Source organism: Duganella sp. BJB476 (assembly GCF_003416895.1).
Lineage (GTDB): Bacteria > Pseudomonadota > Gammaproteobacteria > Burkholderiales > Burkholderiaceae_D > Rugamonas.
In genome coordinates this window covers 188,174-212,661 of sequence record NZ_QVIO01000002.1, presented here as the reverse complement: position 1 = coordinate 212,661, position 24,488 = coordinate 188,174, and the positions used below count along the sequence as shown (strand labels likewise).

Below are 24,488 nucleotides of genomic sequence, written 5' to 3'. Positions count from 1 at the left end.
TCACTCCATGGCGGCGTGGTCGATCGCCGGCGCGGCCTGTTTGGCGGGCGGACGTATCAACAGCAGCAGCGGTATCACGCACAAGGTCAGGATCATCATCAGCCAGAAGTCGTCCACGTACGAGATCATCGAGGCCTGGCGGGTGATCTCGCCATTCAGCGCGGCCGCTGCTTCCGGCGTGGCCAGGTTGTCCAGCAGCGACGGATTGACGGTGGTGATTTTCTCGGTCAGCGTGGCGTGCATGGCTTGCGTGTTCCGCACCAGCAGCGTCTGCACCATCGCGATGCCGATCGAGCTGCCGATATTGCGTATCAGGCTGTAGATGGCCGTACCCTCGGCGCGCATCTCAGGCGACAGCGTGGCGAAGGTCGCGGCGCTCAGCGGCACGAACACCAGGCCCAGGCCCAGGCCCTGGATCACGCCCGGCCAGACGATGTCGCTGCGCGACAGCACCAGCGTGTAGCCCGTCATCTGCCACAGCGAGAAGGCGGTGATGGCGAAGCCCAATCCCAGCAGCAGGCGCAGGTCGAACTTGCCCACCAGCCGGCCCACCACCATCATCGCGACCATGGTGCCGATGCCGCTTGGTGCGGTCACCAGGCCGGCGACGGCGGCCGGATAGCCCATCAGGCTTTGCAGCATCGACGGCGTCAGCGCGCGCGAGGCGTACAGCACCAGGCCGACGATGAAGATGAACAGCAGGCCGCTGACGTAGTTCGCATTCTTCAGCAGCCGGTAGTCGAAGAACGATTTGCCGGCCGGCCGCAGCGCGGTGTGCGCCACGAAATAGGCGAAGCTGAGCGCCAGCACGATGGCCTCCACCCAGGTCTCCCTGGCGGCGAACCAGTCATTCTGTTCGCCGCGGTCGAGCAGCATCTGCAGCGCGCCGATCGACAGGCTGAGGGTGGCGAAGCCGAAGGCGTCGAACGTCATCTTGCGCGCGCCGGGCACCGGGCGGATGTAGCGCCAGATGCCGTAGAACGCCAGCGCGCCGACCGGCACGTTGATGAAGAACACCCAGCGCCAGTTGTAGCTGTCGGTCAGCCAGCCGCCCAGGGTGGGGCCGAGGATGGGGCCTATCATCACGCCCATGCCCCACACGGCCATGGCCGAGCCGTGCTTTTCGCGCGGATTGATGTCGAGCAGCGTGGCCTGCGACAGCGGCACCAGCGCCGCGCCGAACACGCCTTGCAGCAGGCGCGCGGCGACGATTTCAGCCAGCGAGCCGGATAGCCCACACAGCACCGAGGCCACCGTGAAGCCGGCCACCGCCGTCAGGAAGATGTTCTTCTGGCCGAACCGGTCGCACAGCCAGCCGGTGAGCGGCGTGGCGATGGCGGCGGCCACGATGAAGGAAGTCAGCACCCAGGTGATCTGGTCCTGCGAGGCCGACAGGCTGCCCTGCATGTGCGGCAGCGCGACGTTGGCGATGGTGCCGTCCAGCGCCTGGATGATGGTCGCCAGCATGATCGAGATGGTGATCATGCGGCGGTTGATTGCGCCTGCGGCCGGGGTCATATGCGGGTTTCGAGATCGGCCTGCATCGTCTCCAGGAACTCGGTGACGATGCGCAGCAGCGCCGGATCGGCGCTGCCCAGCAGTTCCAGCCGCACGGTCGAGGCTTCGGCCCAGACGGTTTGATAGATTTGCTTGCCGGCCTCGGTCAGGCTGACCAGCTTGACGCGGCGGTCGGTCTCCGACGGCGTGCGCAGCATGTAGCCGGCTTTGACCAGGCGGTCGATGGTGGCGACCATGGTCGGGTCCTCGACGCCGACACGCGCGGCCAGCCGGGTCTGCGACGGCGGTTCTGTTTCCTTGGCGGTGTAGGCGATCGCCATCCAGCTGGCCTGGCTGATGCCCAGGTGCTTGAGGCGGCGGTCGATGGCCAGGCGCCAGGCGCGGGCGGTGCCGTGCAGCGCGGCGGAGAAGCGCTCTTCGATAGAAGACATACAATTCACCCACTAATGGTTAGTACTCGAACTATTATTCTAGCATGGGTGTTTTCTCTTCAGCAAGCTACGTGCTACGCTGGCGCTATAGTCCAACAAGGAAATGCCATGAAAATACCTCTCGCCGCCGCGCTCTGCCTGCTGCCGCTGCTTTGCCTGGCCGAAGATGGGCCGCCGATCACGCCTTATCGCCCGTCCGTTTCCAGTCCGGCGCAGCTACCGGCCGCCGGCCAGCTGGAGCTGGAGCTGGGCGGTCTGAGCAGCAAGTCCGATGATGGCCGCCGCAACAGCCTGCCGTACGCCCTCAAGCTGGGCTTCAACGAGCAGTGGGGCGTGGTGCTCGGCGGCGAAGCCTATGTGTCGGCGCCGGATGGCGACGGCGGCCGCGCGCGCGGCATCGGCGATACGCTGTTCGTGCTGAAGCGCGCCTTCGTGCTGGACGAGGGCAGTGCGCTGGGCCTGGAGCTGGGCGCGAAAGCGCCGACCGCCAAGGACAGCATCGGCAGCGGCCGCGCCGACTACAGCCTGAACGGCATCTACAGCAAGGACATCGGCAGCGTCCACATGGACGCCAACCTCAACGCCACCCGCCTGGGCGCCTACGACGCCGGCACGGGCCGGGTCCAGACCGGCTTGTCGGCCTCGTTCTCGACTCCGGTGAACGAGCAGTGGGGCGTGACCGGCGAATGGTCCGGCACCCGCCGCAGCGGGGCGGCCAGTACCGCGCAGGTGCTGGTGGCGTTCAGCTACAGTCCGACAAAGCGGTTGACCATGGACTTCGGCGCGGCGCATGGCTTGAATAGCGCCACGCCGAACTGGGCTTTCTTCAGCGGGGTGGTGTTGCCGCTGGCGCAACTTTGGTAAGGTATTGTGGTTTTTTGTGTACGCTAGCGTACGGATAGGCAGGCCTGCCTTTGCTACTATTCCAGTTGAGCAAGTTCGCTCAGCCACGATTACAAGAAAAGAAGGCCATCATGAAAGCCAAGATCCTTGCCGCCAGCCTGCTGGCGTTGTCCTCCGCAGCCTTCGCCAGCGACGTCGGTGTATCCATCAATATCGGCCAGCCTGGTTTTTATGGCCGCATCGACATCGGCGATTATCCGCAGCCTCAGGTGATCTACCGTGAGCCGATGATCGTCCAGCGTCCGGTACGTTATGTGGAGAGCGCACCGATCTACCTGCGCGTGCCGCCTGGCCATGCCAAGCATTGGGACAAGCATTGCGGCGCCTACAACGCCTGCGGCCAGCGCGTGTATTTCGTGCAGGATGGCTGGTACCAGAATCAATACGTGCCGCGTTACCGCGACCGTCATGGCGACGGCCGCCACGAAGAGCGCCACGACGACCGCCACGATGACCGACGTGATGACCGCCATGACGACCGCCGCGATGACGACCACGGCAAGGGCCATGGCCACGGCAACGGTCACAACAAGGACTGATCACGCGGCGCCGGCCGCCGCCCACAGGAGAAACGTTTGCACAGTCAAATCTTGATCGTAGGTGGCGGGGCAGGCGGGCTGGAGCTCGCTTGCAAACTGGGCCGCAAACTGGGGCCGCAGGCGGTGACGCTGGTCGACAGCCGCCTGTTTCATATCTGGAAGCCGTCGCTGCATGAGGTGGCGGCCGGCACGCTGGATGTGCATCAGGAAGGCCTGTCCTACCAGATGCTGGCGCACGACAACGGCTTCACCTTTGTCTACGGACCGATGCAGGCGCTGGACGCCGCGCAATGGCAACTGACCGTCGGCGCCATCTACAGCGGCGACGACGGCCAGCACGAAGAAGTGCTGCCGCAACGCCGCATCGGCTACGATTCGCTGGTGCTGGCGATCGGCAGCACCTCCAATTATTTCGGCGTGCCCGGCGCGGCCGAACACACCATCTCCCTGAACGCCACCGAAGACGCCGAACGCTTCCGCCTGACCCTGCTCAAGCTGCTGACCCGGGCCGAGCTGCAGAAAAGCACCCGGCCCGAGGCCGGCGTCGACATCGTCATCATCGGCGGCGGCGCCACCGGCGTCGAGCTGGCGGCCGAACTGCGCGAGGCCAGCGGCGTGTATGCCGTCTACGGCTTCCGCCAATTGCTCGCCGAGCGCGACGTGCGCATCACGCTGCTCGAAGGCGCGCCGCGCATCCTCGAACCCTTGCCGGAAAAAGTATCGGCGGCCGCGCTGGCGCTGTTGCAGCAACGCGCCATTCAGGTCGTGACCGACACCCGCGTGACCGCCATCGCCGCCGATGCCGTGACGGCCGGCGACGTGGTCTACCCGGCGCAGCTGGTGGTGTGGGCGGCCGGCATCAAGGCGCCGGACATCCTAAGCCAGCTGGGCCTGCCGACCACCAAGTCGGGGCAGATCGAAGTCGACGCCCACCTGGCCGTTCAAGGCCATGCGGGCATTTATGCGTTGGGCGATTGCGCCGCCTGCGCCGGGCCGGACGGCAAGCTGGTACCGCCGCGCGCGCAGGCCGCGCACCAGCAGGCCGACTACCTGGTCGAGACCTTCATGCGGCGGCAGCGCGGCAAGCCGCCGCAGCTGCAGCCGTATGTGTATCGCGATTATGGTTCGCTGGTGTCGGTCGGCCAGAGCACGTCGGTGGGTAGTTTGATGGGATCGCTGAAGGGCTTAAGCTGGTTTGTCGACGGCTTGGTGGCGCGGCTGATGTATGTCAGCCTGCACCTGATGCATCACCGCGCCGTGCTCGGTACGCTGCGTACCGCCGTGCTGGCGCTGGCGCGCTTCCTGATCAAGCGCAGCACGCCGCTGGTCAAGCTGCATTGACCGGCTTGGGCAGGATCATGGTCAGCGTCACGCCGCGCTCGGCGCCGCTCGACAGGGTCAGCGTGCCGCCCAGGTAGGCGGCCCGTTCGCGTGCGGTGCGCAGGCCGAACTTGCCGCCGACCTGGCCCAGCAGCGCAGTCACCGGCCGGTCCAGGCCGACACCGTTATCCTTCACCGTCAACATCACTTCGTCCTCATTGTCGTCGACGATGACGTCCACCTCGGACGCCCGCGCATGGGCGACGATGTTGCGCAACGCTTCCTCCAGCGTGTGCAGCAGCACGATGCCGTGGCTGCGCGGGCAATCCAGTTCCTCCTCCGGCAGGCTGCAGCGCGCGGTCAGCTGTTGCTGCTGGCCGAACTGCTCGACCGCCTCGCCCAGCGCCACCCGCACGCCGAGGAATTCCAGCTTGTCGTTCCACAGCTTGATCTGCATCTGGCGGTTGGTTTCGACGATCTGCATCAGCAGCTGCTTCATGTGGGTGGCGCGGTCTTGCAGCGCCGGTTCCTGCGGCATCTTCTGCATCAGCAGGCCCAGGTGCATGGTCAGCGCCGTCAGCGATGAACCGAGGCTGTCGTGCAGCTGGCGCGACAGCGAGCGGCGCTCGTTGTCCCAGCAGGTGTGGACGTGGCCGAGCAGGTCGCTCAGGTCGGCGCTGCGCAGGGCGTCTGGCTGGCCGGGCGTTTGTTGCTGTTGTTGTGGTGCCGGGACGGACATGGTTTTCTCTGTTAGGACGTACTTTGTGGGGCGATCATACCCGAGCTTTACAAGTCGTGGCGCACTCTGGCTAATGCTCACTGTTTGACGGCCAGCGGCACGCAGCCGCCGATCACGTCGGCCAGTTGGTCGATGTCCACCGGCTTGACCAGATGGCGGTCGAAACCGGCGTCCAGCACGCGCCGCAGGTCTTCGGCCAGGCCGTAGCCGGTTAGCGCGATCAGGCGGATGGCGCGGGTGGCCGGATCGGCGCGCAGGCGGCGCGCCACCTCGTAGCCGTCGATGCCGGGCAGGCCGATGTCGATCAGCGCCACGTCCGGCTGCCGGCTGGCGGCGGCCGCCACGCCTTCGTTGCCGTCGGCCGCCGCGTGCACTTCATAGCCGTAGCAGCTGAGCATCATGGTCATCATTTCGCGGCCGTCGTCGTTGTCCTCGATCAGCAGGATGCTGGGCATGCCGTGCTCGCTGATGGGCTCGGCCGGCGCCGGCGCCGCCACTGGCTGGTGTTCGATGCGCGGCAGGCGCAGCGTGAAGGTGCTGCCGCCGCCCGGCCCCTTGCTCTCGGCGGCGACGGCGCCGCCGTGCAGGTCGGCCAGCCGCCGCACCAGCGACAGGCCGATGCCCAGGCCGCCCTGCGAGCGGTCCAGCGTGCTCGAGCCCTGCACGAACACGTCGAACACATGCGGCAGCAGGTCGGCGGCGATGCCGACGCCGGTGTCGCGCACGCTGAGCACGACGTCGTCGTTCTCGGTCCAGGTGCGCACTTCGATGCGGCCGCCGGCCGGCGTGTACTTGAGGGCGTTGTCGATCAGGTTGCTAGTGATCTGTTCCAGCCGGGTGGCGTCGCCGTCGACCCAGCCCTGGTCGAGGTCATGGAGCAGCTGGTAGTCGGCGCTGCGGCCGGTGGCGCGATAGGTTTCCAGCGATGCCGCCACCAGCGCCGCCAGGTCCAGCGGCGCGCGGTTGAGCAGGATCTTGCCCGACATCGCGCGCGACAGGTCGAGCAGGTCGTCGACGATGCGGCCCAGGTGCTGGCTCTGGCGCTGGATGATTTTCTTGGCGCGCGTCACGCCCTCGGCCGACACGCCGGGCAGGCCGATCAGCGAAGCGGCGCTGCTGATGGCCGACAGCGGATTGCGCAGCTCGTGGCCCAGCATGGCGAGGAACTCGTCCTTGGCGTGGTTTTGCCGTTCCGCCGATTGCCGCTCCTCGATCTCGCGCGTCAGCCGCAGGTTGGTGGCGGTCAGCTCGGTGGTGCGCTGGCTCAGCTGGCGCGCCTGCTGCTTCAATTCCTCGTTCTTGGTGGCCAGCGCGACAAACACCGACACCTTGGCGTGCAGGATTTGCGGGATCACCGGCGTGAACAGGAAGTCGACCGCGCCGCGCTGGTAAGCCTTCAAACGGTCGAGCTCGTCCGCGAGGAAGGCGGTGATGAAGATGATGGGAATGTCGGCAGAGCGGGTGCGCTGGTGGATCGCTTCGGCCGTTTCAAAGCCGTCCATGCCGGGCATGTTCACGTCGAGCAGGATCACGGCGAAGTCGTGCATCAGCACCTGGCGCAGCGCCTCCTGGCCCGAGCGTGCCGCCAGTACCTCGTAGGACTCCTGTTCCGCCCACTGGGTGAGCAGGCTGGTCAACGCGAACAGGCTGTTGGCATCGTCGTTGACAACCAGGATTTTAGGTTTTTCTGTTTTAGGCACGGGGTCTCTGCACACTGCTGGAACTGCGAAATCTTCGCGGCCTTGAAGCTGCCAGAGAAGCAAGAAATACACGCTAAATCATCATATCAATTGCATATATGAATGTCAAAAACGCCCGGTCAATCGAACGCGGCAGAGGGAGCGCTGGCCACAGTGTTCGATTCCGTACAGACTCCGCCAGCCCGGACTGGGACAGTGGGGGCCTACCTCCAACCGAAAGGATGCATCATGAATATCGACACTATCGTGGATAAAGAGTACCTGGGCCTGAGCTTCCGCGCGCTGGCCGACGCGCCCACCAGCGCGCTGCGCGGCATCAGCGCCAAGGACGCCAAGGCGCTGGCGCAGGCCTTCAATGTGCACACGGTGCGCGAGCTGGCCAGCCTGGAGTTCGTCAAATGGGCGGCCGCGATCACCACGCTGGCCGAACATGAGCAGGCCACGCCGGAAGAGCAGGCCAAGGAAACCCTGCTGGACGGCGGCCTGGAGATGACTTTCCCGGCCAGCGATCCGGTGTCGGTCGACGCCGGCATCACCCGCATCGAAGTGGCGCCGGAAAAGGTCGATGCGCATGACGATCACCAGCACGCCGGCAAGATGGAAGAAGACGCCGCACACCCGGTGTGAGGCCAGCCGACCTTGGCCGCTCAGGCCGGGGTCGGCGACATGATGTGTTGCGGCGCCGGCGTGCGCATGGTTTGCGCGGTGCAGCAGCGGTTCTTGCCGGAGCGCTTGGCCTGGTACAGCGCGCTGTCGGCCGCGGCGATCACCGAGGCCACCTGGTCGGCGTCGTCGGGATAGATGCCGATGCCGATGCTGGTCGACAGCTGCAGGGTCAGGCCGCCGACGATGTAGGGCTCGGAGACCGCCTCGATCAGTTTGCTGGCCGGCTCATGGGTATCGCCCAGCTGCGCGATATTGCCCATGACGATGACGAACTCGTCGCCGCCGACGCGGGCCACGGTGTCTTCCTTGCGGGCGCAGCCGACCAGCCGCTGCGCCACCATCTTCAGGATCTCGTCGCCGGCCGCGTGGCCGTGGGTGTCGTTGATCGCCTTGAAGCCGTCCAGGTCCAGGTACATCACGGCCGCCTTGTTTTGCTGGCGGGTGGCGTGTTGCAGCACGGTGGAGATGCGGTCTTCCAGCAGGCGGCGGTTGGGCAGGCCGGTCAGCGGATCGTGCAGCGCCAGTTCCTGCTGCTGGCGGCTGTACTGGGCCAGCTCCTTGTACAGCAGGCGCACTTCCAGCATGTTGTGGATGCGCTTGTGCACTTCCAGCAGGTCGAACGGTTTGCTGATGAAGTCGCGCGCGCCCGCTTCCAGCGCGGCGATCTTGAAGCTCGGCTGGGCGGTCAGCGCCAGCACCGGCAGGTAGCCGCCTTGCTCGATTTCCTTCAGGCCCTTCATGACCTGGAAGCCGTTCAGGCCCGGCATCTGCAAGTCCAGCAGGATCAGGTCGTAGCAGTGCTGGCGGTGCAGCGGGCAGACCTGCTCCGGCAGCATGGTGGAGGCGACATCGGTATAGCCAGCTTCGCGCAGGATCTCCAACATCAATTCGACGTTGTCGGCGCTGTCATCCACCACCAGGATCTTGGCGTTCAGGATTTCGTCTCGGCTCGGCATAATAGTCTCTGTCTGTCTCAAGTTGGCCATTCTGGCCGGAAAATTTATAGTCTCACGATCTTAGCGCATGCATCTGTGCTGCGGCGCACACCTGCGCGTTGTATTTCCGCACGGCAATTAATTGTACCTGCTTTTTAGAATTTTTGTAGTTTATCAACTGAACTTCAGATTGCTTGTAGGACATTGCCGCGTCTGCAAGTAGGTCGCCGGTCAGGCGTGGCGGTGGGCCGCCCCCATCGCCGCCACCTTGGCGATCAGTTCGTTGGGCTCAACCGGCTTGGAAATATGCGCCAGGAAGCCGCTCGACAGCGCCCGGATGCGGTCCTCGGAACGGGCGAAGGCGGTCAGCGCGATGGCCGGCAGGTCGCCGCCGCGCGCCGGCCCCAGCGCCCGGATCCGGTCCAGCAGGCCGTAGCCGTCCACCTCCGGCATGCCGAGGTCGCTGAGCATCAGGTCCGGCCGCGCGTGTTGCAGCAGCGTCAGCGCCTCGCCGGCGGTGGCGGCGGTCAGCACGTCGGCGTTGCAATCGTTGAGGATGCGCTTGATCAGTTCGCGGGCGTCGTCCTCGTCGTCGACCACCAGCACCTGCAGGCCGGACAAGTCGTGGGCGGTGGCGCGGTGCGGCGCGCCGTCGCTGCCGGCGCCCAGCGGTTCGTTGCCGCCGTGGCGGCGCGGCAGGCGCACGGTGAAGCAGGCGCCGCGACCTTCGCCCTCGCTGGCGGCGCTGACGGTGCCGCCGTGCTGCTCCACCAGGTGCTTGACGATCGCCAGTCCCAGCCCCAGCCCGCCGTGCTTGCGGGTGGTGGTGGCGTCGGCCTGGCGGAAGCGCTCGAACACATGCCCGATGAAGGCGGGGGCGATGCCGACGCCGTTGTCGCGCACATCGACGGCGATCTGGTCGCCCTCGCGGTGGATGCCGACCTGGATGCGGCCGCCGGCCGGCGTGAACTTGAGGGCGTTGGTCAGCAGGTTCCAGACGATTTGCTGCAGGCGGTTGGCGTCGCCGGCCACCATGCCCGGCGCGGCCTCGAAGTCGCGGTCGATGCGGATCTGCTTGGCCTCGGCGGCCGGGCGCACGGTGTCGATGGCGGCGGCGACGATGGCGGCCGGCGACAGCGACAGCATCTCCAGCCGCACCTTGCCGGAGGCGATGCTGCTCATGTCGAGCAAGTCCTCGATCAGCTGGGCCTGGGCGCGGGCGTTGCGCTCGATGGTTTGCAGGCCGCGGTGCAGGTCGGCCTGGTCGCGGCTGCCGCGCCGCAGCACCTGGGCCCAGCCGAGGATGGCCGTCAGCGGCGTGCGCAGCTCGTGCGACAGCGTGGCCAGGAATTCATCCTTCATCTGGCTGGTGCGTTCGACGTCGGCGCGCGCCTGGCGTTCGCTGTCGAGCAGGATCTTGCGCTCCTCGGCGGCCTGCTGCGAGGCTTCGTACAGGCGCGCGTTGTCGATCGCGACGGCGGCCTGGGCGGCGATGCCGCCGATGATGCGCTCGGTGCGCTCGCTGAACATGAACGGTTCCGGGTGGCCGAAGAACAGGCAGCCGATCACCACGCCCGAGCGCAGCGCCACCGGCACCGCCAGGTAGCTGCGCACCGGCGGCTGGCCGGGCGGCAGCCGGTGGCAGGGCGAGTCGCGGCCGTAGCGGGCGTCGGCCGGCCAGTCGTTGCTGCGCACCGTGCCGTGCGTGCACAGTTCGGCGCTGGACAGGGCGCCGTCGCGCGGGCGGCCGAAGTCGGCGCAGCTGGCCGGGGCGCCGCTCGAGACCATGTGCAGCTCGCGCGCGCGGCCGTGGCCGTCGGCGCCGCGGTAGAAGAAGGCGCCGAAGCGGGCGCCGCTGATGCTGGTGGCGGCGTCGGTCACTTCCTGCAGCAGCGGATGCAGGTCGCGGGTCGAGGCCAGCGCGTTGCCGGTGCGGTTGACCAGCTCCAGCACGGCGGTCTCGTCGCGCAGCGCTTCCTGCACCCGCTTGACCTGGTCGACGTCGGTGCTGGTGCCGAACCAGCGCAGCACGCGGCCGGCGGCGTCGTGCACCGGATTGGCGCGCGTCAGGAACCAGCGGAATTCGCCGTTGGCGCTGCGGATCGGCACTTCCAGTTCATACGGCAGGCCGGTGGCGCGCGAATGCTGCCAGCGCTCCAGCATCGGGGCGATGCAGTCGGGCGCGTAGACCTGGCGCCAGCCATCGCCGCTCATTTGTTCGGGGGTGGTGCCGGTGTAGGCGTACCACGGCTGGTTGTACCAGATCATGGTGCCGTCCTGCTCGGCGATCCAGGCCAGCTGCGGCATGGAATCGGCCAGTGCGCGCAGTTCCAGTTGGCTCTGGCGCAGCGCTTCCCGGGCGCTCAGCAAATCCTGCTGGGCGTTGCTCGATGCAGGGAGCGCGGCGTCGTCCGTCGGGGGCTCGGGCGTTACGGCGTCGGTGGGCTCGTGAGGAAGAATCATGTGGGGCTTCGGGCTGCCGCGATGCCTGCGGCCGCCGGACGGCGACCGTCTGCTCGCCAGGCTAACGCTCGACGTTTACGGTGACTTCATTGTAGCCCGATCTCCCCCCGTGGCTCCGCACGGTTGGCAGCGGTTCAGGCCGGGCGGGCGGCCATGCGCTGGGCGATCTGGTCCAGCGCGGCTTGCAGCTGTTCGATGTCGTAGGGCTTTTGCAGCGACTGGGCGGGGAATTCCAGGTGGCGGGTCAGTTCGTCGCCGTAGCCGGAGGCGAACAGCAATTGCAGCGCGGGCGCCTGCTTGAGCGCCTGGCGCGCCAGCTCGACGCCGGACATGCCGGGCAGGCTGACGTCGGTGAACAGGACGTCGAAGGACAGTCGCGCCAGCTCGGGCAGGGCGTCCTCGCCGGTGGCGGCGGCGTGCACCTCGTGGCCGAGCGCGCGCAGGGTTTCGCAGACCAGGTAGCGGGCGTCGGCGTTGTCCTCGACCACCAGCAGATGCAGCGGGCGCGCGACCTCGGCCGGCGGCGCGGCCTGGGCCGGCGCCAGCGCGCACAGCACGCCGCCGACCTGGCCGGCGTCGTTGCGCACCGGGGTGTAATACAGGTCCAGCGGCAACTGGGCGGCGCCGTTGTTGCGCCACGCCGGCAGGCTGACGCCGCGATAACTGGCGCTGTCGCCGGCCCAGGCCTGGCGCACCGCGGCGCTGTTCCAGCTCCATGCTGCAGGCTGGATCGACGGCACGCTGCCGCCGGGCGCGCGCAGGCTCGACAAGCCGATCAGCGCCGCGTAGGCGTCGTTGTAGACCATGATTTGTTCGTGCCCCCACATCAGCAGCATGGCGGTGGGGGAATTGAGCAGGATGTCCACCGTCAGCCGCAGCGGCAGCGGCCAGCCGGCCGGTTCGCCGAGGGCGGTGCGCGACCAGTCAGGGGAGGGCGGCGCGACGGCGGTGGGTGGTGTCATGCTGGGGCAACCTGTCTGTATTTGTCTTGGAAGGCAAAGCTGACCGCATCGTACACTAAAAAAAAAGCCCGCTACAGGAGCGGGCTAAATCTATTTCCTTGGAGGAGAATAGAGGAGACAGGTGAATGATGCTGCAACGCGGAAACGAAAGCAAATTTTTTCTGATGATGAGCGAGATCACTGGCATGAATGAAGCTGCCCGCAAGCCTTGAAAAGCCTGGGTTTGTGAGCGGAATGACCATGTTTTTTCCCGCATTCCGGCGCGCTGCATATACACTGCTGGTTGAGGCGGCGCAGTGCCGCAATTTGGAGGCGCTATGGCGACTGTGGTGAAGCACAGAAAGATCAACATCGTTGTATTGGAGCAAAACGAACAGATAGCGGACCAGTGCCGGCAGGGCGACATCGCCATCGTCGCCGACCCTGCGGGCTGGTGGATCAAGTTTGTCGGCGAGGGCGGCCATGTCGATTGCTACGGCGTGCCCTATGCCTCCTACAATGAAGCATTGTGGTCGGCCAAGGCGGCGGCCGAATTCGGCACCTGACAGAGAGTGCTGGACAAGCCGGGGGAGTGTCCCTATAATGCTGCTTCTTTCGAACGGCATGCCGGTTGAAGGAGATGCAGCAAAGCAGTTTGTGGAGTGGTTGATTCGGTGTTTCGTACGCCTGACCAACTAAACGATAGAAAATATCGAACTTTGCAAAACGAAATTAATGCTTTATAATGTTGCTTAAGCGGCTGTAGCTCAGCTGGATAGAGTACTTGGCTACGAACCAAGGGGTCGTGGGTTCGATTCCTGCCAGCCGCACCAAAATTCGTAAGTAGAGGGGCCTGAAGAGCAATCTTCGGGCCCTTTTGCTATTAGTGTAAGACCTTGAAACGGATTGCAAAATTTCTTCAAGGAATTCTTCGCAAAACAAGAAAACGCTGTTATACTCTTGTTTTTCGCGGCTGTAGCTCAGCTGGATAGAGTACTTGGCTACGAACCAAGGGGTCGTGGGTTCGATTCCTGCCAGCCGCACCAAAATTCGTAAGACGAAAGGCCTGAAGAGCAATCTTCAGGCCTTTTTTCTTTGTGCGCTCATTTATTCTGATGCCCCGGACCGTCAGCTCTACCATACTTCTCATCGCCAGCGGCGATGTGACCGATAATCTTGGGGGGAGCGCCTATTTTGTTTTTTCGTATAGCTGATAACAGTTTAGTCTTGGATTGCTTGGGCCTGAACGGCTTCGATGAATGAATTGAGCTTTCCTGCTACTCCCGTTACGCTGCGATCAAACGCGAAAATTTGTCTACCTCTGGAGTTTGATGCAAAGAACCATTGGCCAGATCCTCGGGTAGGTTCTATAAAATAGAGTACATCGGCGTTCTTTGCTGGCGCCAAGTTTCCGTTCATGGAGTCGAGCTCGATTAGTTGCACACTTGAATAAATTCCTCGCTTTACCACCGCGTCATAAAAAGCCACTCCGCCACGATGATTTGCTTTGTTGAGGTTGTCCAGAATTTCTTTTCCGATCCCTATTGGGGCGTGACCTTGTTGCTCAGTGAAGATTTTTAGGCTAGCCGCGTTCATTGCGCTAAGTGAAGGAAATCCGATTAAGAGACTCTTCTGTGAGGCTGGTGTGGGAAGTACTCCGATGTTTCGAATAGATGACGTATAGGTATTCTCTACCGCTGTTTGGAAGGATTCCTGCGAGTTGTACTTCGCGCCTTCAAAGGTATAGTTTGCGGCGCAGCCAGCGAGTGATAAGGCCGCGGTAATAATTGCGACTACGCGCAAGTTACTTATTTTCATGGTCTGGGGTTCCTCCTATCAATAGACATTTACTCTCGGACGCGTAAACGGCAGGCAAATTCTTCAGGGTGCATTTCACTTTCATTATCGGTTTGTCTGTCGGGCCTTCTTGCCCTGTTGCCGCCAATGTCGGAGGTTTTGTATTTTTCATTTCGTCCCAACGGGCAGTTCCGATATACCTTGACCGAACGGATTCGGTGGTTTGGGTGCAAATAGACTGTTCGATAATATGAATATTTGGAACTGATACGCATACTCCAATGGGATGTCGAAATGCATCATTTTGAATAATGTCAAAATACTTTATTTCGCCATTTGAATGGCGCACCGCATATCGAAAGTGAAATTTGGAATTTGCTTGACGATCCAAGGTTGAGCCCAAAATGGCGCCAATCAAAGTGGCGCCCAACTGATTCCTCGCAGAGTAGTTGCCATTCTTTATCGCGCGATCCACATATGTTGCATTTCCAACTGCGCCGCCTAGTGCGGAGCCAGCGGTTGTGCCTGGTGTCGATTCGTCGATTCCTTGATTGTCAATTATTATTCCGAACGACAAGGTAGGGAGTAAATTGACGATATGGAGTTCTTGAATGGAGTCCTGTTCCGACTGGTTCAGGCCAATCCAGGCTAATTCGTGCACGACGATCTGCTGCTGCGCCTGTGCGTAGCCGGATATAAAACAGGCAATTGCAACGACCTTCCGCATATCTATTCCTAGCGAATTAAGTTACGAGTGTATTACTTATTGTTGACTGGAAATCTATTCAATTGTTGCACTGTGCTCCGCAGCAGCGAAGTTCATACCCGCGCGCGATGATCTTGGAATGCCGTAAGCATCCCGTCTCAAGTAGCCAAGGGATCACACAACAACCAGCTTTCGCCTTCATGAAAAGCCAGATCGCAACCTCCATCCACGGCACGCGGCGGTGGCGGTTGTTCGGAGGCTACATGCTGACGTCCCCCTGCGTGCCGCACTGAAAAAATACGTAAAAAATCTCTTTTCGCCACTTCTTGATTTGAGTTTCCCCTGCTATAATGTTGTCTTTCGCGGCTGTAGCTCAGCTGGATAGAGTACTTGGCTACGAACCAAGGGGTCGTGGGTTCGATTCCTGCCAGCCGCACCAAAATTCGTAAGACGAAAGGCCTGAAGAGTGATCTTCAGGCCTTTTTTCTTATTTGCGCGCGGCTTTAGCGCACTGGGCGGCGAGGATAGCGCGCTCCATCGCATCGCCGACGCCGCGGATATATTCCGGCGTGCAGGTCGCGGCGCTGACCGCCACCGGCTGCACCTGCCGCGTGAAGCCGCGATAGCCGAACACGCCGAGCAGAGTGGCGGCGGCCAGCGTGACGAGGACGTTGGTTTTGGATTTCAAAAATCATTCCTTATTTGATAGTACTTCCATGATACACGGGCCCCGTGCGATGATTGTCGGATCATCGTCCCTGAGGAGCGTGCATGACCATCATCACCACTGTCGAAGACCTGCGTGTCTTGGCCCAGAAGCGCGTGCCGCGCATGTTCTACGATTATGCTGATGCCGGTTCGTGGACCGAATCGACCTACCGCGCCAACGTCGACGATTTCCAGACCATCAAATTCCGCCAGCGCGTGGCCGTCAACCTGGAAAACCGCACGCTGAAAAGCACCATGGTCGGCCAGGAAGTGGCGATGCCGGTGGCGCTGGCGCCGACCGGCCTGACCGGCATGCAGCACGCCGACGGCGAGATCCTCGCCGCCAAGGCCGCGGAAAAGTTCGGCGTGCCGTTCACCTTGTCCACCATGAGCATCTGCTCGATCGAAGACATCGCCGCCAACACCAGCAAGCCGTTCTGGTTCCAGCTGTATGTGATGAAGGACCGCGAATTCATCAACCGCCTGATCGACCGCGCCAAGGCCGCGCGCTGCTCGGCGCTGGTGCTGACGCTGGACTTGCAGGTGCTGGGCCAGCGCCACAAGGACTTGCGCAACGGCCTGTCGGCGCCGCCCAAGCTGACCATCGCCAACATGATCGACATGGCGACCAAGCCGCGCTGGGTGCTGGGCATGCTGGGCACCAGGCGCCGCAGCTTCGGCAACATCGTCGGCCATGCGTCGTCGGTGTCGGACATGTCGTCGCTGTCGGCGTGGACCAGCCAGCAGTTCGACCTGAGCCTGTCGTGGAAAGACGTCGAGTGGATCAAGCAGCGCTGGGGCGGCAAGCTGATTATCAAGGGCATCATGGACGCGGAAGATGCGCGGCTGGCGGTGGAGAGCGGCGCCGATGCGCTGATCGTCTCCAACCACGGCGGCCGCCAACTGGACGGCGCGCAGTCGTCGATCGGCGCGCTGCCGGCCATCGTCGACGCGGTCGGCCAGCAGATCGAGATCCACATGGACGGCGGCGTGCGCTCCGGCCAGGACGTGATCAAGGCGCTGGCGCTGGGCGCCAAGGGCGTCTACATCGGCCGCCCGTTCCTGTACGGCCTTGGAGCGATGGGCGAGCAGGGCGTCAGCAAATGCCTGGACATCATCCGCAACGAGCTGGATCTGACCATGGCCTTCTGCGGCCTGCGCGACGTCACCAAAGTCGATAAAAACATCCTGCTGCCGGGTAGCTTCAAATGAAGCAGGCCAGCGACGGCAAGGGTTTGTTGCAGCAGGGCGTAGCCAGCCGCAGCGCGTTGATGGTGGCCATGCTGCGCGCCGCCCACCAGTTGATCGATACGCCGCTGGTGTTCGACGATCCGCTGGCCTTGTCCGTCATCGGCCCTGACCACGAGGCGACGGTGCGCGCCGCGCCGGAAAAATTCGACACCGGCGTGGTGCGCGTGCTGCGCGCCGCGATGGCCGTGCGCAGCCGCTTCGCCGAGGATGAACTGGCGCAAGCGCTGCGCCACGGCGTGCGCCAGTACGTGCTGCTGGGCGCAGGCCTCGATACCTACGCCTACCGCAATCCGGTGGCCGACCTGCGCGTGTTCGAGGTCGATCATCCCGCCACCCAGCGCTGGAAGCGCGGCTTGCTGGAGCAGGCCGGCGTCGCCGCGCCGGCGTCGATGAGCTACGTGCCGGTCGATTTCGAACGCGACGACCTGGCCGAGGCGCTGACCGCCGCCGGCTGCCGCCTGGATCAGCCGGTATTCTTTTCCTGGCTGGGCGTGACCCTGTACCTGAGCAGCGACGCCGTGTTCGACACGCTGGCCTTCGTCGCCGGCCTGCCGCCCGGCAGCGGCATCGTGTTCGACTACGGCGTGGTGCCCGAGTTGCTCAATCCAATGGAGCGCATGGGCATGGCCTACTTCGCCAAGAAGTACGAGGCCGAGGGCGAACCCTGGATTTCCTTCTTCGCGCCCGAGGTGCTGGCCTGCGAACTGCGCGCGCTCGGCTTCGGCGACGTGTCCGACCATGGCGCCGACCAACTGCGCCTACGCTATCTTGCAAGCCGCAACGACGGCCTGCGGCTGGGCGGCGGCACGCGCCTGATGCGCGCCTATGTCAAATGAATTTGCTTGAATTAGAGTTAATGTTCTAGTACTGTTGTATTTAAAGTCATTCCTTTCTGTGCGGCAATCGTCGCGTGCTAATCTCGATTTTGGCGACTCCTTATGCGCAAAACGCATGAGGGGAGTGCCTTTCATTCACTTCATGAGGAAAAAGAAATGGAAATCCTGATCGACACGACCTTCATCTCGATTACCGATTCGACCGAATCGGAATATCTGCACGACGACATGAGCGGCGCGCTGGCTGACGTCAGCGTCTCTTGCTGCACCTGCTCCTGCTCCTGCTGCTGCTAATTGCCAGCTGGTGGGCGGGATGGCGATGCCTGTGGCGCCGCCGTCCCGCCTTTCAGGAGGTTGGATGAATGTTCTGACGATAGGTCTTCACAATGAATGAGTCACTTTACGTATCGCCGCTGGCGGAAATCACCACGCTGGGCGAGGACAAGATAGCCATGTCCGTGGTCGGCCGCCGCTTCACGGTCGAGGACAAGGTTGGCATGCTCAAGAGCATCCTCGACCAGGCCGCGCAGGGCGTGCAACTGGCAGCGCTGACCGAAGCGATGGCCGACAGCTTCCCGCCCGAGGCGGTCGAAGCGGCCGTCACGGCGCTGGTCAACGCCCGGGTGCTGGTGCGCGACGACGCCCGTGCCGGCGGCGACGCCACCCACCAGCATCTGCAGCACCGCCGCGAACTCGATGCGCTGATCCCGCGCGACCAACTGGCCGCCTACGACCGCGCCAACTGGCTGCTGGTGCTGGCCGGCGAGGGCGCCTGCGCCGACGCGCTGGCCGAGGCACTGGCCGAGATGAGCGTGCCGCTGCAGCGCATCGGCCGCGATGGCGAGCTGCCATCGGCCGATATCGTCGGCGACAAACGCGCGCTGCTGCTGGTCTGCTCCGATTTCGAGGACTTCGCGTCCTTCCGCGCGATGAACGCCAAAGCGGTCGAACGCGGCCTGGCCAGCCTGTACCTGGGCATAGACTGGAGCACGGTGCAGTGCGGCCCGCTGGTGATGCCGAAGGCGACCGCCTGCTACGAATGCTATTTCCACCGGGTGCGCAGTACGCGCAAGTTCGTCGCCGAATTCGACGTGCGCAGCAAGCCGGAAAACATCCTGTACCACGCGCTGCCGAGCAAGCTGGCGATCCAGTTCGGCGTGGCCGAAGCTTCGCGCCTGGCGCTGCAATACCTGAGCGGCACGCTGGACGACCTGCATCACAGCGTCTTCAGCGAGATCGATAGCCTGAGCGGCGAGACCCATCGCAGCCGCATCCTGCGCTTGCCGCGTTGCGCGTGTTGCGGCAACGCCAGCACGGCGCGTCCGGTCGGCACCGTGTTCCAGCAATCGCTGCTGCGTCGCCGGGCCTAAGCCATGGAACGATTATCCGATGCAGCGCGCCTGGCGCTGATCCACGAAGCCCTGGTGCACCGCCGTCACGGCATCATCACCACGCTGCTGGAAGAGACCGAGCATCCCGATGCGCGCGGCCTGTTCGTCTTCAACGCGCTGATGGTCGACGTCAAGGCGATGATGATCGATCCGTCGCGCGCCAAACCGAACAACCCGACCAGCGACCGCGCCAGCCTGGCAGGTTCCGGCGCCGCGTTCGACCGCACCTCGGCGCTGTGGGCGGCGTTCGGCGAGGCGATCGAGCGCTACTCGGCGGCCGTGCATTTCGACGACCAGCTGCATTACGCCAGCCAGGCCGAATTGGGCGCGGCGGCGGTGGGGCTGGAGCAGTTTGTGTTGTTCTCGCCGGAGCAGTACGCGGCCGAGGGCTTTGAATTCTCCGCGCCCGATGCGGACGTCACCCGCGCCTGGGCGCGCGCGACCGATCTGTGCGACCCGGAGCGCGAATGCTATGTTCCGGCGCAGATGGTCTACCTCGGCATGCAGGTGAAGAATCAGCGCGAGATCGTATTCCAATCGTCATCGACCGGCCTGGCGTGCGGCATGGACGAACAACGCGCCATCCTGAGCGGCTTGTGCGAAGTGATCGAACGCGACGCCTTCGCGGCGATGTGGCAGATGCGTTACGCGCCGCGCCGGCTGGAAGTCGGCCCTGAGGCACGGGCGGCTTTGCTGCCCGGCGTGCAGCGCGCGCTTGAACATCCGTCGCTGGACGTGCGGCTGTGGGACATCACCACCGATGTCGGCCTGCCGGTGGTGCTGTGCCTTGCGCGCAGCCGCAACGACGGCACCATGTCGCTGGGCGCCAGCGCACAATTGGGTGTAGGGCAGGCGATCAACAAGGCGGTGATCGAAGCGCTGCACGGCTATTGCTGGGCGAGTTCCATCCTCGGCGCAGGTACGCCACTGCCGGAGCGCGCCGCTATCCGCAATCCGGGCGATCATTTTGCCTACTTCCTGGAGCCGTCGCGCCAGCCGGCGATGGATTTCCTGTTCGCGAATGCCGCGACCATCGACAGCGGCGACGCCTCCCTGCATCAACTGGCCACGCTGGACGATTTGCTGGCGCGCCTGCGCGCGATGGGTTTGCCGGCGCTGGCGGTTGACGTCACCTCGGAGGATATCGCCAGCCTGGGTTTCTGCGTGGTGCGCTCGCTGGTCCCCGGCCTGCATCCGCTGCTGTTCGGCGATGGCATGTTGAGCCGCGACGAGCGCCGCCTGCGCCAGATCGCCCGCCACTGGGGGCTGGCCGAGGTGCCGCCGCCGAATACCGATCCTCATCCTTTCCCATAATGCGGACCTCACATGAACCATAGTTTGCAAGAACTGCTGCCGCCGCAGGCCATGGCGGGCGATTTCGACATCGACGACCCGGCCGAGATCCTGCACGAGCAGACCAAGTTCCATCGCGCCACGCTGGCGGGGCAGGTCAAGAACATCGTCCGCTACCTGCGGCATCCGGCCTTCATCGCGCGCGGCGCGGCGGGCTACAACGTGTTTGCCTCCTGTCCGAAAATAGACTTGCCGGAGCCTGACCTAGCGCTGGGCGAACTGGCGGCGGCAATGGCGGGACGCACCAGCGCGCGCGGCTTCGCGCCGGCGCTCAGCCTGCGCGAGGTTTCGAGCCTGCTGCACCATGCGGTGCGCGTGAACCGGTACCGCAGCAGCGACGCCGCGCCGCACGTCAAGCTGGCGTTCCGCGCCTATCCATCGCCGGGCGGCCTGTATCCGACCGAGTTTTACTTTTTCCTGAACCAGGTCGAGGGCGTTGAACCGTGCATCGCCCACTACGACGCGCGCGAGCACTGCCTGCGCGTGTTGAAGCCTCAGGACGGCGACGCCTTCGGCAGCGCCGAAGTGCGCGGCGGCGAGCAGTCGATCAAGGCGCCGCTGGTGTGCGTGATGACCAGCGTACCACAGCGCGCCACCGCCAAATACGGCGCCCGTGGCTATCGCATGGCGTTGCTCGAAGCGGGTCATGCATCGCAGAACCTGTGCCTGGCGGCGCAGGGGCTGGGTATGGGATCGCTAGTCTACGGCGCCTACTATGACGATGAACTGGCGGCGCTGCTCGATATCGACGGCGTGACCGAGACCGTAGTGTCGGTCATGCTGCTGGGACGCGAGGCACCGCAGGAGAGCGCGAAGCCATGAACGACAACGCCATCCGTGTGCTGGGCGACGCAGTGACTGTAGGGCCTGCGGCAGGAGCCAGCCTGCGGCAGGGCGCGTTCGCGCTGCTGCGTCACGCGGCGGCGGGCGAGCGCGATGCCGCGCTGGCGGAACTGGACCAGCTGTTTGCGCTGCGCGGCCGTTTCCATGCCTATCCGCTGCTGCTCGATATGGTGGTGGGCAAGCAGGCTTGGCATCCGAGCGGATCGCTGTTCGTGCTGGACGCCGCGCCGCTGCCGCCGGCATTGCAGTCTCACTTTGAAGAGGCGATCGCTTGCTGCGCCGGCTTCCTGGAGCTGCCCGTCCCCTGCATCTTGCTGCAATGCCGCGCCGAGAGCCGCGACCTGCACCTGACCATGGAGAGCTTCCCCGGACTGGCGGTGTTGCGCCTGTCCACGCTGTCACCAGGATATCCCGACGATCTGCGCGCGGTGCAGTTTCACGAGGTGGCGCATTGCTTCCTGACTTGCGGTGTGCGTTTGCTGGACGAGGGACTGGCGCATTTCTTCGCCAGCCGCCACGCGGGCGCCACGTTGCCGGCGGCGGACATGGATCTGCTGCCGCCGATGCGCACGCTGCTGAGCCGCAGCGCCGACAGCATGTTCGGCGAAAGCGTGGACAGCGATCTGGCCGTGTACAAGTCGGCCTGCCGCGTCGGCGCCGATTTGTTGGAAGCGATCTACGCGTTGGGCGGGGCGGGACGTATCACGCGCCTGTTCGCGGCCGTGGCGCGGGCTGGTTCGGAAGCCCAGATTGTGCGTCTGGTGGAAGAGGCCTGCGGACAGAGTTTTCCCGCTGCCGCCCGCAACGGCGGGCCAAGCGCCGAACAGGCAGTGCTGATCGAACGTGCGCGCCAGGCCGTGTTCACCGCTTGGATCAACAAGAATCCGAAGGATATCGACGAGGCCATCGCCGCGCTGGAAGCGGATGAAATCCATGCCGAGCCTGCACTGCTCGACAGCCTGCTCGGCGCGCGCATCAACCGCGCGCTATTGCAGGTTAATTTCACGACCGCGCCGACGGCCGATGAACTGGCGCAGCTGGAGATGCTGCTCAAGGCCGGGGAATGCCTGCCACAAGGACGCCTGTGGCTGTGGCGCGGCACGCACGCGATCCTGATGATTTTGCTGGCCCGGCCCAACATCATCAAGGTCGCCAGCGCCGGCCAGCAGGCGATCAATGCCTTCAACAAGGCCGTGCAGCTGATACCGAACGATCCCGATCTGCTGGTGCAGCACGCGTCGCTGCTGTTGCACGCGCCGCCCGCATATGGCGGCGACCGTGACCTGGGTGTAAGCAAGTTGCGACAGGCGATGCAGGACCCGGTCTACCGCGAGCATGCGCGGCAGGTCTTGCTGGAATACGGTGTCGAGATGCCAGTGGAGGAGGCCGTTGCCGTCGCTGCGGCGCGCGCGCCGGACGCGCCACCAACTGCCCCCGCACCTGCGCTACTGGAACTGAGCGGCGTGGAGCTGCGGCTCTCATCCTCGTTCACGCTGCGTCCCGGCGCGCTGACGGTGCGTCGCGGCGAGCGCGTGGCCTTCATTGGCCGCAACGGCAGCGGCAAGTCGATGTTGATGGAAACCCTGCTGGGATTGCGCCAGCCCGACCGCGGCACCGTCTCGCTGCACCTGGGCGATCCACGCGATGCGGCCACGCGCCAGCGCATCGGCGGCCTGTTGCAAGGCTACGACCTGCCAGGTCAGACCAAGGTGCGCGAGATGATGGCGCTGCACCAGGCCATGTACCAGCGCACCGACGCCGCAGTCACCCGCGCGCTGGGAATGGACGAACTGCGCGACCGGTTCTGGCAGCAGCTGTCGCGCGGCCAGAAACAGCGCGTGATGCTGTGGATGGCCTTGGCCCATGTGCCGGAGTTGGCCATTCTCGACGAACCATCGCTGGGACTGGACGAATGGTTCGCCCGTGCGCTGCGCGAATTGCTGGCCGCTTTGCCGATGGCGCTGCTGGTGATTTCGCACGCGCCGTCCGACTTGCTCGGCATGGACCGCATCTGCTGCCTCGACGATGGCCGTATCGTGGCAGAGGGCACGCTGGCATCGCTGATGGAAAAACGAGTCGGCCAATTCAAGGGCGTGCTGCGGCAAGCCCTGTCGGAAGCGGCGTTGCAGGCCTTGCGCGCGCTGCCTGCACTGGTGCAAGCGCCGCGTGAACGCGACGGCGCCTGGGAGCTGTTCGGCGGCGCCGGTTTCGACCAGGGCTTCCGTCAGTTCATCGAACAACAGCGCATCGGTGCATTCAGCCTGGAGCCAGTGTCGGTCGAGGACTTCCTTGCTGACGTCACTCAAATCGTGCCCACAACGGGGCAGTCATCATGAAAATACTTCTGCATCTGGTCAAAGCCGATCTGGCCATGTTCTTGCGCGGGAAACTGGCGCTGTTCTGGACCTTTGCCTTCCCCTTGCTGATGCTGGTCATGCAGATGGCCTTGTTCGGCCAGGACGTCAAACTCGGTCCCGTATCGCTGGCGATCGTTGATCTCGATCGCAGCACCGAGAGCAGCTCTTACCTGCGGCAATTGCAGGCCGGCCTGCGTCAGCAGCACAGCGTGGACTTCGCTCCCGTGACGACACCCGCCGACGGCACGGCGGCGCAAGCCGACTTCGTGCTGACGATACCGGCCGGTTTCGCCGCCAACATCGCCGCCGGCCGCACCACCGACATCGCGCTGCGCGGCGGCCATGGCGCGGGCGCCGCGTTCGACGCCGCCTACGGCCTGCTGCGCGGCTACAGCGACGTCTACAACCTGAACGGCCTGAATGCGCCGCCGCGTGTGACTTTGCCACCGCCACCTCCAGTCGCCGAACAGACGCTGGACTATCGCCTGTTCCTCGTCACCGGCCTGGCCGGCATGGTGATACTGTCCACCAGTTTGATGGGCTTTGCCGGCCCTCTGGTGGCCGCGCGCGAGGGTGGCATGTTCCGCATGTACCAGCTGTTCCCGATGCCGACCGGCGTCGTGGTGGCCGCGTGGTGCGTGTCGCGGCTGTTGATCGTGTTGGCGGCCAGCCTGGTGATGTTCCTTGCCGCCTGGGCGATCTACGGTGTGCGCATCAGCGCCGACGGCATGCAGGTGGCTGCCGCCATCGCCATGCTGGCGCTGGGTGCCGGCGCGTTCCTGGCATTGGGATTGCTGATCGCCGCCATGATCAACAGCGTGGCCGCCGCCACCATGTTCTGCAACCTGCTGTATTTCCCGCTGCTGTTTTCGGGTAATCTCATGGTCCCGTTGGGCGGCCTGCCCAAGCTGGCCCGCGAGGCACTGGACTGTCTGCCGCTGAACGCGATGATGTCGAGCATACGCCGCGGCCTGACCGGCGGCATGGGATGGAGCACGGATATTTACAGCGTGGCCTTGCTGTCGGTGATGCTGATAGCCTGCCTGGCGCTGTCGGCGCGGCGTTTTACGTGGATGCCGCGTTCCTGAAAA

23 protein-coding genes and 3 tRNA genes are annotated in these 24,488 nt (G+C 64.3%); 16 read left to right on the top strand and 10 right to left on the bottom strand.

All coding sequences use genetic code 11. From position 1 onward, the window contains the following. Positions 1-1,518, bottom strand: a complete 1,518-nt coding sequence (locus tag D0T21_RS10420) for an MDR family MFS transporter (RefSeq protein ID WP_116989904.1) — start codon at positions 1,516-1,518, stop codon at positions 1-3. Continuing rightward, positions 1,515-1,949, bottom strand: coding sequence for a MarR family winged helix-turn-helix transcriptional regulator (locus tag D0T21_RS10415; RefSeq protein WP_116989905.1), 435 nt, complete (start codon positions 1,947-1,949; stop codon positions 1,515-1,517). The genes D0T21_RS10420 and D0T21_RS10415 overlap by 4 nt, the downstream gene beginning before the upstream one ends. Positions 1,950-2,057: 108 nt before the next feature. Between D0T21_RS10415 and D0T21_RS10410 the strand changes: the two genes are divergently transcribed. From D0T21_RS10410 to D0T21_RS10400, 3 genes are all read left to right on the top strand, one after another. Then, positions 2,058-2,813: a transporter gene (locus D0T21_RS10410; protein ID WP_116989906.1), complete on the top strand. Its 756-nt coding sequence runs from the start codon at positions 2,058-2,060 to the stop codon at positions 2,811-2,813. Between the two features lie 110 nt (positions 2,814-2,923). Further along, on the top strand, positions 2,924-3,391 hold the full coding sequence (locus D0T21_RS10405) for a hypothetical protein (RefSeq protein WP_116989907.1): 468 nt from the start codon (positions 2,924-2,926) through the stop codon (positions 3,389-3,391). 36 nt (positions 3,392-3,427) lie between these two features. Then, positions 3,428-4,732, top strand: coding sequence for an NAD(P)/FAD-dependent oxidoreductase (locus D0T21_RS10400; protein ID WP_116989908.1), 1,305 nt, complete (start codon positions 3,428-3,430; stop codon positions 4,730-4,732). Here the strand turns inward: D0T21_RS10400 and D0T21_RS10395 are convergent. Continuing rightward, the gene (locus D0T21_RS10395) at positions 4,719-5,450 is read right to left on the bottom strand and encodes a sensor histidine kinase (RefSeq protein ID WP_116989909.1); all 732 of its coding nucleotides are present in this window, start codon (positions 5,448-5,450) and stop codon (positions 4,719-4,721) included. The genes D0T21_RS10400 and D0T21_RS10395 overlap by 14 nt on opposite strands. A 77-nt stretch (positions 5,451-5,527) precedes the next feature. Next, positions 5,528-7,150 (bottom strand): response regulator, encoded by a 1,623-nt coding sequence (locus tag D0T21_RS10390; protein ID WP_116989910.1) that lies wholly within the window; start codon positions 7,148-7,150, stop codon positions 5,528-5,530. A 228-nt stretch (positions 7,151-7,378) separates the two neighbouring features. On the opposite strand from D0T21_RS10390, the gene D0T21_RS10385 reads away from it, so the two are divergent. After that, on the top strand, positions 7,379-7,777 hold the full coding sequence (locus D0T21_RS10385) for a hypothetical protein (protein WP_116989911.1): 399 nt from the start codon (positions 7,379-7,381) through the stop codon (positions 7,775-7,777). Between the two features lie 20 nt (positions 7,778-7,797). Here the strand turns inward: D0T21_RS10385 and D0T21_RS10380 are convergent, their stop codons facing one another. The 3 genes from D0T21_RS10380 to D0T21_RS10370 all read right to left on the bottom strand — a co-directional run bounded on the left by D0T21_RS10380 (position 7,798) and on the right by D0T21_RS10370 (position 12,176). Further along, positions 7,798-8,772 carry a diguanylate cyclase domain-containing protein gene (locus D0T21_RS10380; RefSeq protein WP_116989912.1) on the bottom strand — a complete coding sequence of 325 codons (975 nt, stop codon included), beginning with the start codon at positions 8,770-8,772 and terminating at the stop codon, positions 7,798-7,800. Positions 8,773-8,982: 210 nt separating this feature from the next. Continuing rightward, positions 8,983-11,214: an ATP-binding protein gene (locus D0T21_RS10375; protein WP_116989913.1), complete on the bottom strand. Its 2,232-nt coding sequence runs from the start codon at positions 11,212-11,214 to the stop codon at positions 8,983-8,985. A gap of 134 nt (positions 11,215-11,348) precedes the next feature. After that, positions 11,349-12,176, bottom strand: a complete 828-nt coding sequence (locus tag D0T21_RS10370) for a response regulator (RefSeq protein ID WP_116989914.1) — start codon at positions 12,174-12,176, stop codon at positions 11,349-11,351. Between the two features lie 317 nt (positions 12,177-12,493). Between D0T21_RS10370 and D0T21_RS10365 the strand changes: the two genes are divergently transcribed. The 3 genes from D0T21_RS10365 (at position 12,494) to D0T21_RS10355 (ending at position 13,201) form a co-directional block, all read left to right on the top strand. Beyond that, complete coding sequence (locus D0T21_RS10365; RefSeq protein ID WP_116989915.1) at positions 12,494-12,721, top strand: hypothetical protein; 228 nt, start codon at positions 12,494-12,496, stop codon at positions 12,719-12,721. 190 nt (positions 12,722-12,911) lie between these two features. Next, a tRNA-Arg gene (locus D0T21_RS10360) sits at positions 12,912-12,988 on the top strand. A gap of 136 nt (positions 12,989-13,124) precedes the next feature. Continuing rightward, positions 13,125-13,201, top strand: a tRNA-Arg gene (locus D0T21_RS10355). 175 nt (positions 13,202-13,376) lie between these two features. Here the strand turns inward: D0T21_RS10355 and D0T21_RS31670 are convergent. Both D0T21_RS31670 and D0T21_RS31665 read right to left on the bottom strand, forming a co-directional pair. After that, the gene (locus D0T21_RS31670) at positions 13,377-13,973 is read right to left on the bottom strand and encodes a hypothetical protein (protein ID WP_147328086.1); all 597 of its coding nucleotides are present in this window, start codon (positions 13,971-13,973) and stop codon (positions 13,377-13,379) included. After that, positions 13,960-14,679: a hypothetical protein gene (locus D0T21_RS31665; RefSeq protein WP_147328085.1), complete on the bottom strand. Its 720-nt coding sequence runs from the start codon at positions 14,677-14,679 to the stop codon at positions 13,960-13,962. Before D0T21_RS31665 ends, D0T21_RS31670 begins: the two co-directional genes overlap by 14 nt. Before the next feature lie 341 nt (positions 14,680-15,020). Between D0T21_RS31665 and D0T21_RS10350 the strand changes: the two genes are divergently transcribed. After that, positions 15,021-15,097: transfer RNA gene (locus tag D0T21_RS10350), tRNA-Arg, on the top strand. A gap of 48 nt (positions 15,098-15,145) precedes the next feature. Here the strand turns inward: D0T21_RS10350 and D0T21_RS10345 are convergent. Further along, positions 15,146-15,346 (bottom strand): entry exclusion lipoprotein TrbK, encoded by a 201-nt coding sequence (locus D0T21_RS10345; protein WP_116989916.1) that lies wholly within the window; start codon positions 15,344-15,346, stop codon positions 15,146-15,148. 83 nt (positions 15,347-15,429) lie between these two features. Here D0T21_RS10345 and D0T21_RS10340 point away from each other — a divergent pair, with 83 nt between their 5' ends. From D0T21_RS10340 to D0T21_RS10310, 8 genes are all read left to right on the top strand, one after another. After that, complete coding sequence (locus D0T21_RS10340; protein WP_116989917.1) at positions 15,430-16,578, top strand: alpha-hydroxy acid oxidase; 1,149 nt, start codon at positions 15,430-15,432, stop codon at positions 16,576-16,578. Further along, positions 16,575-17,453, top strand: a complete 879-nt coding sequence (locus D0T21_RS10335; RefSeq protein ID WP_116989918.1) for a class I SAM-dependent methyltransferase — start codon at positions 16,575-16,577, stop codon at positions 17,451-17,453. The genes D0T21_RS10340 and D0T21_RS10335 overlap by 4 nt, the downstream gene beginning before the upstream one ends. 156 nt (positions 17,454-17,609) lie before the next feature. Beyond that, positions 17,610-17,747: a hypothetical protein gene (locus D0T21_RS32045; RefSeq protein WP_158567992.1), complete on the top strand. Its 138-nt coding sequence runs from the start codon at positions 17,610-17,612 to the stop codon at positions 17,745-17,747. A gap of 92 nt (positions 17,748-17,839) precedes the next feature. Next, positions 17,840-18,823: a TOMM precursor leader peptide-binding protein gene (locus D0T21_RS10330; protein ID WP_116989919.1), complete on the top strand. Its 984-nt coding sequence runs from the start codon at positions 17,840-17,842 to the stop codon at positions 18,821-18,823. A 3-nt stretch (positions 18,824-18,826) separates the two neighbouring features. Beyond that, entirely contained in the window at positions 18,827-20,158 is a 1,332-nt protein-coding gene (locus tag D0T21_RS10325; protein WP_116989920.1) for a YcaO-like family protein, read from the top strand. A 12-nt stretch (positions 20,159-20,170) separates the two neighbouring features. Next, positions 20,171-21,019 carry a SagB/ThcOx family dehydrogenase gene (locus tag D0T21_RS10320; RefSeq protein ID WP_116989921.1) on the top strand — a complete coding sequence of 283 codons (849 nt, stop codon included), beginning with the start codon at positions 20,171-20,173 and terminating at the stop codon, positions 21,017-21,019. Beyond that, complete coding sequence (locus D0T21_RS10315; RefSeq protein ID WP_116989922.1) at positions 21,016-23,376, top strand: ATP-binding cassette domain-containing protein; 2,361 nt, start codon at positions 21,016-21,018, stop codon at positions 23,374-23,376. Before D0T21_RS10320 ends, D0T21_RS10315 begins: the two co-directional genes overlap by 4 nt. Then, positions 23,373-24,485 carry an ABC transporter permease gene (locus D0T21_RS10310; protein ID WP_116989923.1) on the top strand — a complete coding sequence of 371 codons (1,113 nt, stop codon included), beginning with the start codon at positions 23,373-23,375 and terminating at the stop codon, positions 24,483-24,485. Before D0T21_RS10315 ends, D0T21_RS10310 begins: the two co-directional genes overlap by 4 nt. Positions 24,486-24,488 lie beyond the last annotated feature (3 nt).

What these genes read in the sequence shown, in the direction of transcription:
- D0T21_RS10420 (WP_116989904.1), bottom strand. Translation starts at nt 1,518, where the DNA reads ATGACCCCGGCCGCAGGCGCAATCAACCGCCGCATGATCACCATCTCG.
- D0T21_RS10415 (WP_116989905.1), bottom strand. Translation starts at nt 1,949, where the DNA reads ATGTCTTCTATCGAAGAGCGCTTCTCCGCCGCGCTGCACGGCACCGCC.
- D0T21_RS10410 (WP_116989906.1), top strand. Translation starts at nt 2,058, where the DNA reads ATGAAAATACCTCTCGCCGCCGCGCTCTGCCTGCTGCCGCTGCTTTGC.
- D0T21_RS10405 (WP_116989907.1), top strand. Translation starts at nt 2,924, where the DNA reads ATGAAAGCCAAGATCCTTGCCGCCAGCCTGCTGGCGTTGTCCTCCGCA.
- D0T21_RS10395 (WP_116989909.1), bottom strand. Translation starts at nt 5,450, where the DNA reads ATGTCCGTCCCGGCACCACAACAACAGCAACAAACGCCCGGCCAGCCA.
- D0T21_RS10385 (WP_116989911.1), top strand. Translation starts at nt 7,379, where the DNA reads ATGAATATCGACACTATCGTGGATAAAGAGTACCTGGGCCTGAGCTTC.
- D0T21_RS10380 (WP_116989912.1), bottom strand. Translation starts at nt 8,772, where the DNA reads ATGCCGAGCCGAGACGAAATCCTGAACGCCAAGATCCTGGTGGTGGAT.
- D0T21_RS10375 (WP_116989913.1), bottom strand. Translation starts at nt 11,214, where the DNA reads ATGATTCTTCCTCACGAGCCCACCGACGCCGTAACGCCCGAGCCCCCG.
- D0T21_RS10370 (WP_116989914.1), bottom strand. Translation starts at nt 12,176, where the DNA reads ATGACACCACCCACCGCCGTCGCGCCGCCCTCCCCTGACTGGTCGCGC.
- D0T21_RS10365 (WP_116989915.1), top strand. Translation starts at nt 12,494, where the DNA reads ATGGCGACTGTGGTGAAGCACAGAAAGATCAACATCGTTGTATTGGAG.
- D0T21_RS31670 (WP_147328086.1), bottom strand. Translation starts at nt 13,973, where the DNA reads ATGAAAATAAGTAACTTGCGCGTAGTCGCAATTATTACCGCGGCCTTA.
- D0T21_RS31665 (WP_147328085.1), bottom strand. Translation starts at nt 14,679, where the DNA reads ATGCGGAAGGTCGTTGCAATTGCCTGTTTTATATCCGGCTACGCACAG.
- D0T21_RS10340 (WP_116989917.1), top strand. Translation starts at nt 15,430, where the DNA reads ATGACCATCATCACCACTGTCGAAGACCTGCGTGTCTTGGCCCAGAAG.
- D0T21_RS10335 (WP_116989918.1), top strand. Translation starts at nt 16,575, where the DNA reads ATGAAGCAGGCCAGCGACGGCAAGGGTTTGTTGCAGCAGGGCGTAGCC.
- D0T21_RS32045 (WP_158567992.1), top strand. Translation starts at nt 17,610, where the DNA reads ATGGAAATCCTGATCGACACGACCTTCATCTCGATTACCGATTCGACC.
- D0T21_RS10330 (WP_116989919.1), top strand. Translation starts at nt 17,840, where the DNA reads ATGAATGAGTCACTTTACGTATCGCCGCTGGCGGAAATCACCACGCTG.
- D0T21_RS10325 (WP_116989920.1), top strand. Translation starts at nt 18,827, where the DNA reads ATGGAACGATTATCCGATGCAGCGCGCCTGGCGCTGATCCACGAAGCC.
- D0T21_RS10320 (WP_116989921.1), top strand. Translation starts at nt 20,171, where the DNA reads ATGAACCATAGTTTGCAAGAACTGCTGCCGCCGCAGGCCATGGCGGGC.
- D0T21_RS10315 (WP_116989922.1), top strand. Translation starts at nt 21,016, where the DNA reads ATGAACGACAACGCCATCCGTGTGCTGGGCGACGCAGTGACTGTAGGG.
- D0T21_RS10310 (WP_116989923.1), top strand. Translation starts at nt 23,373, where the DNA reads ATGAAAATACTTCTGCATCTGGTCAAAGCCGATCTGGCCATGTTCTTG.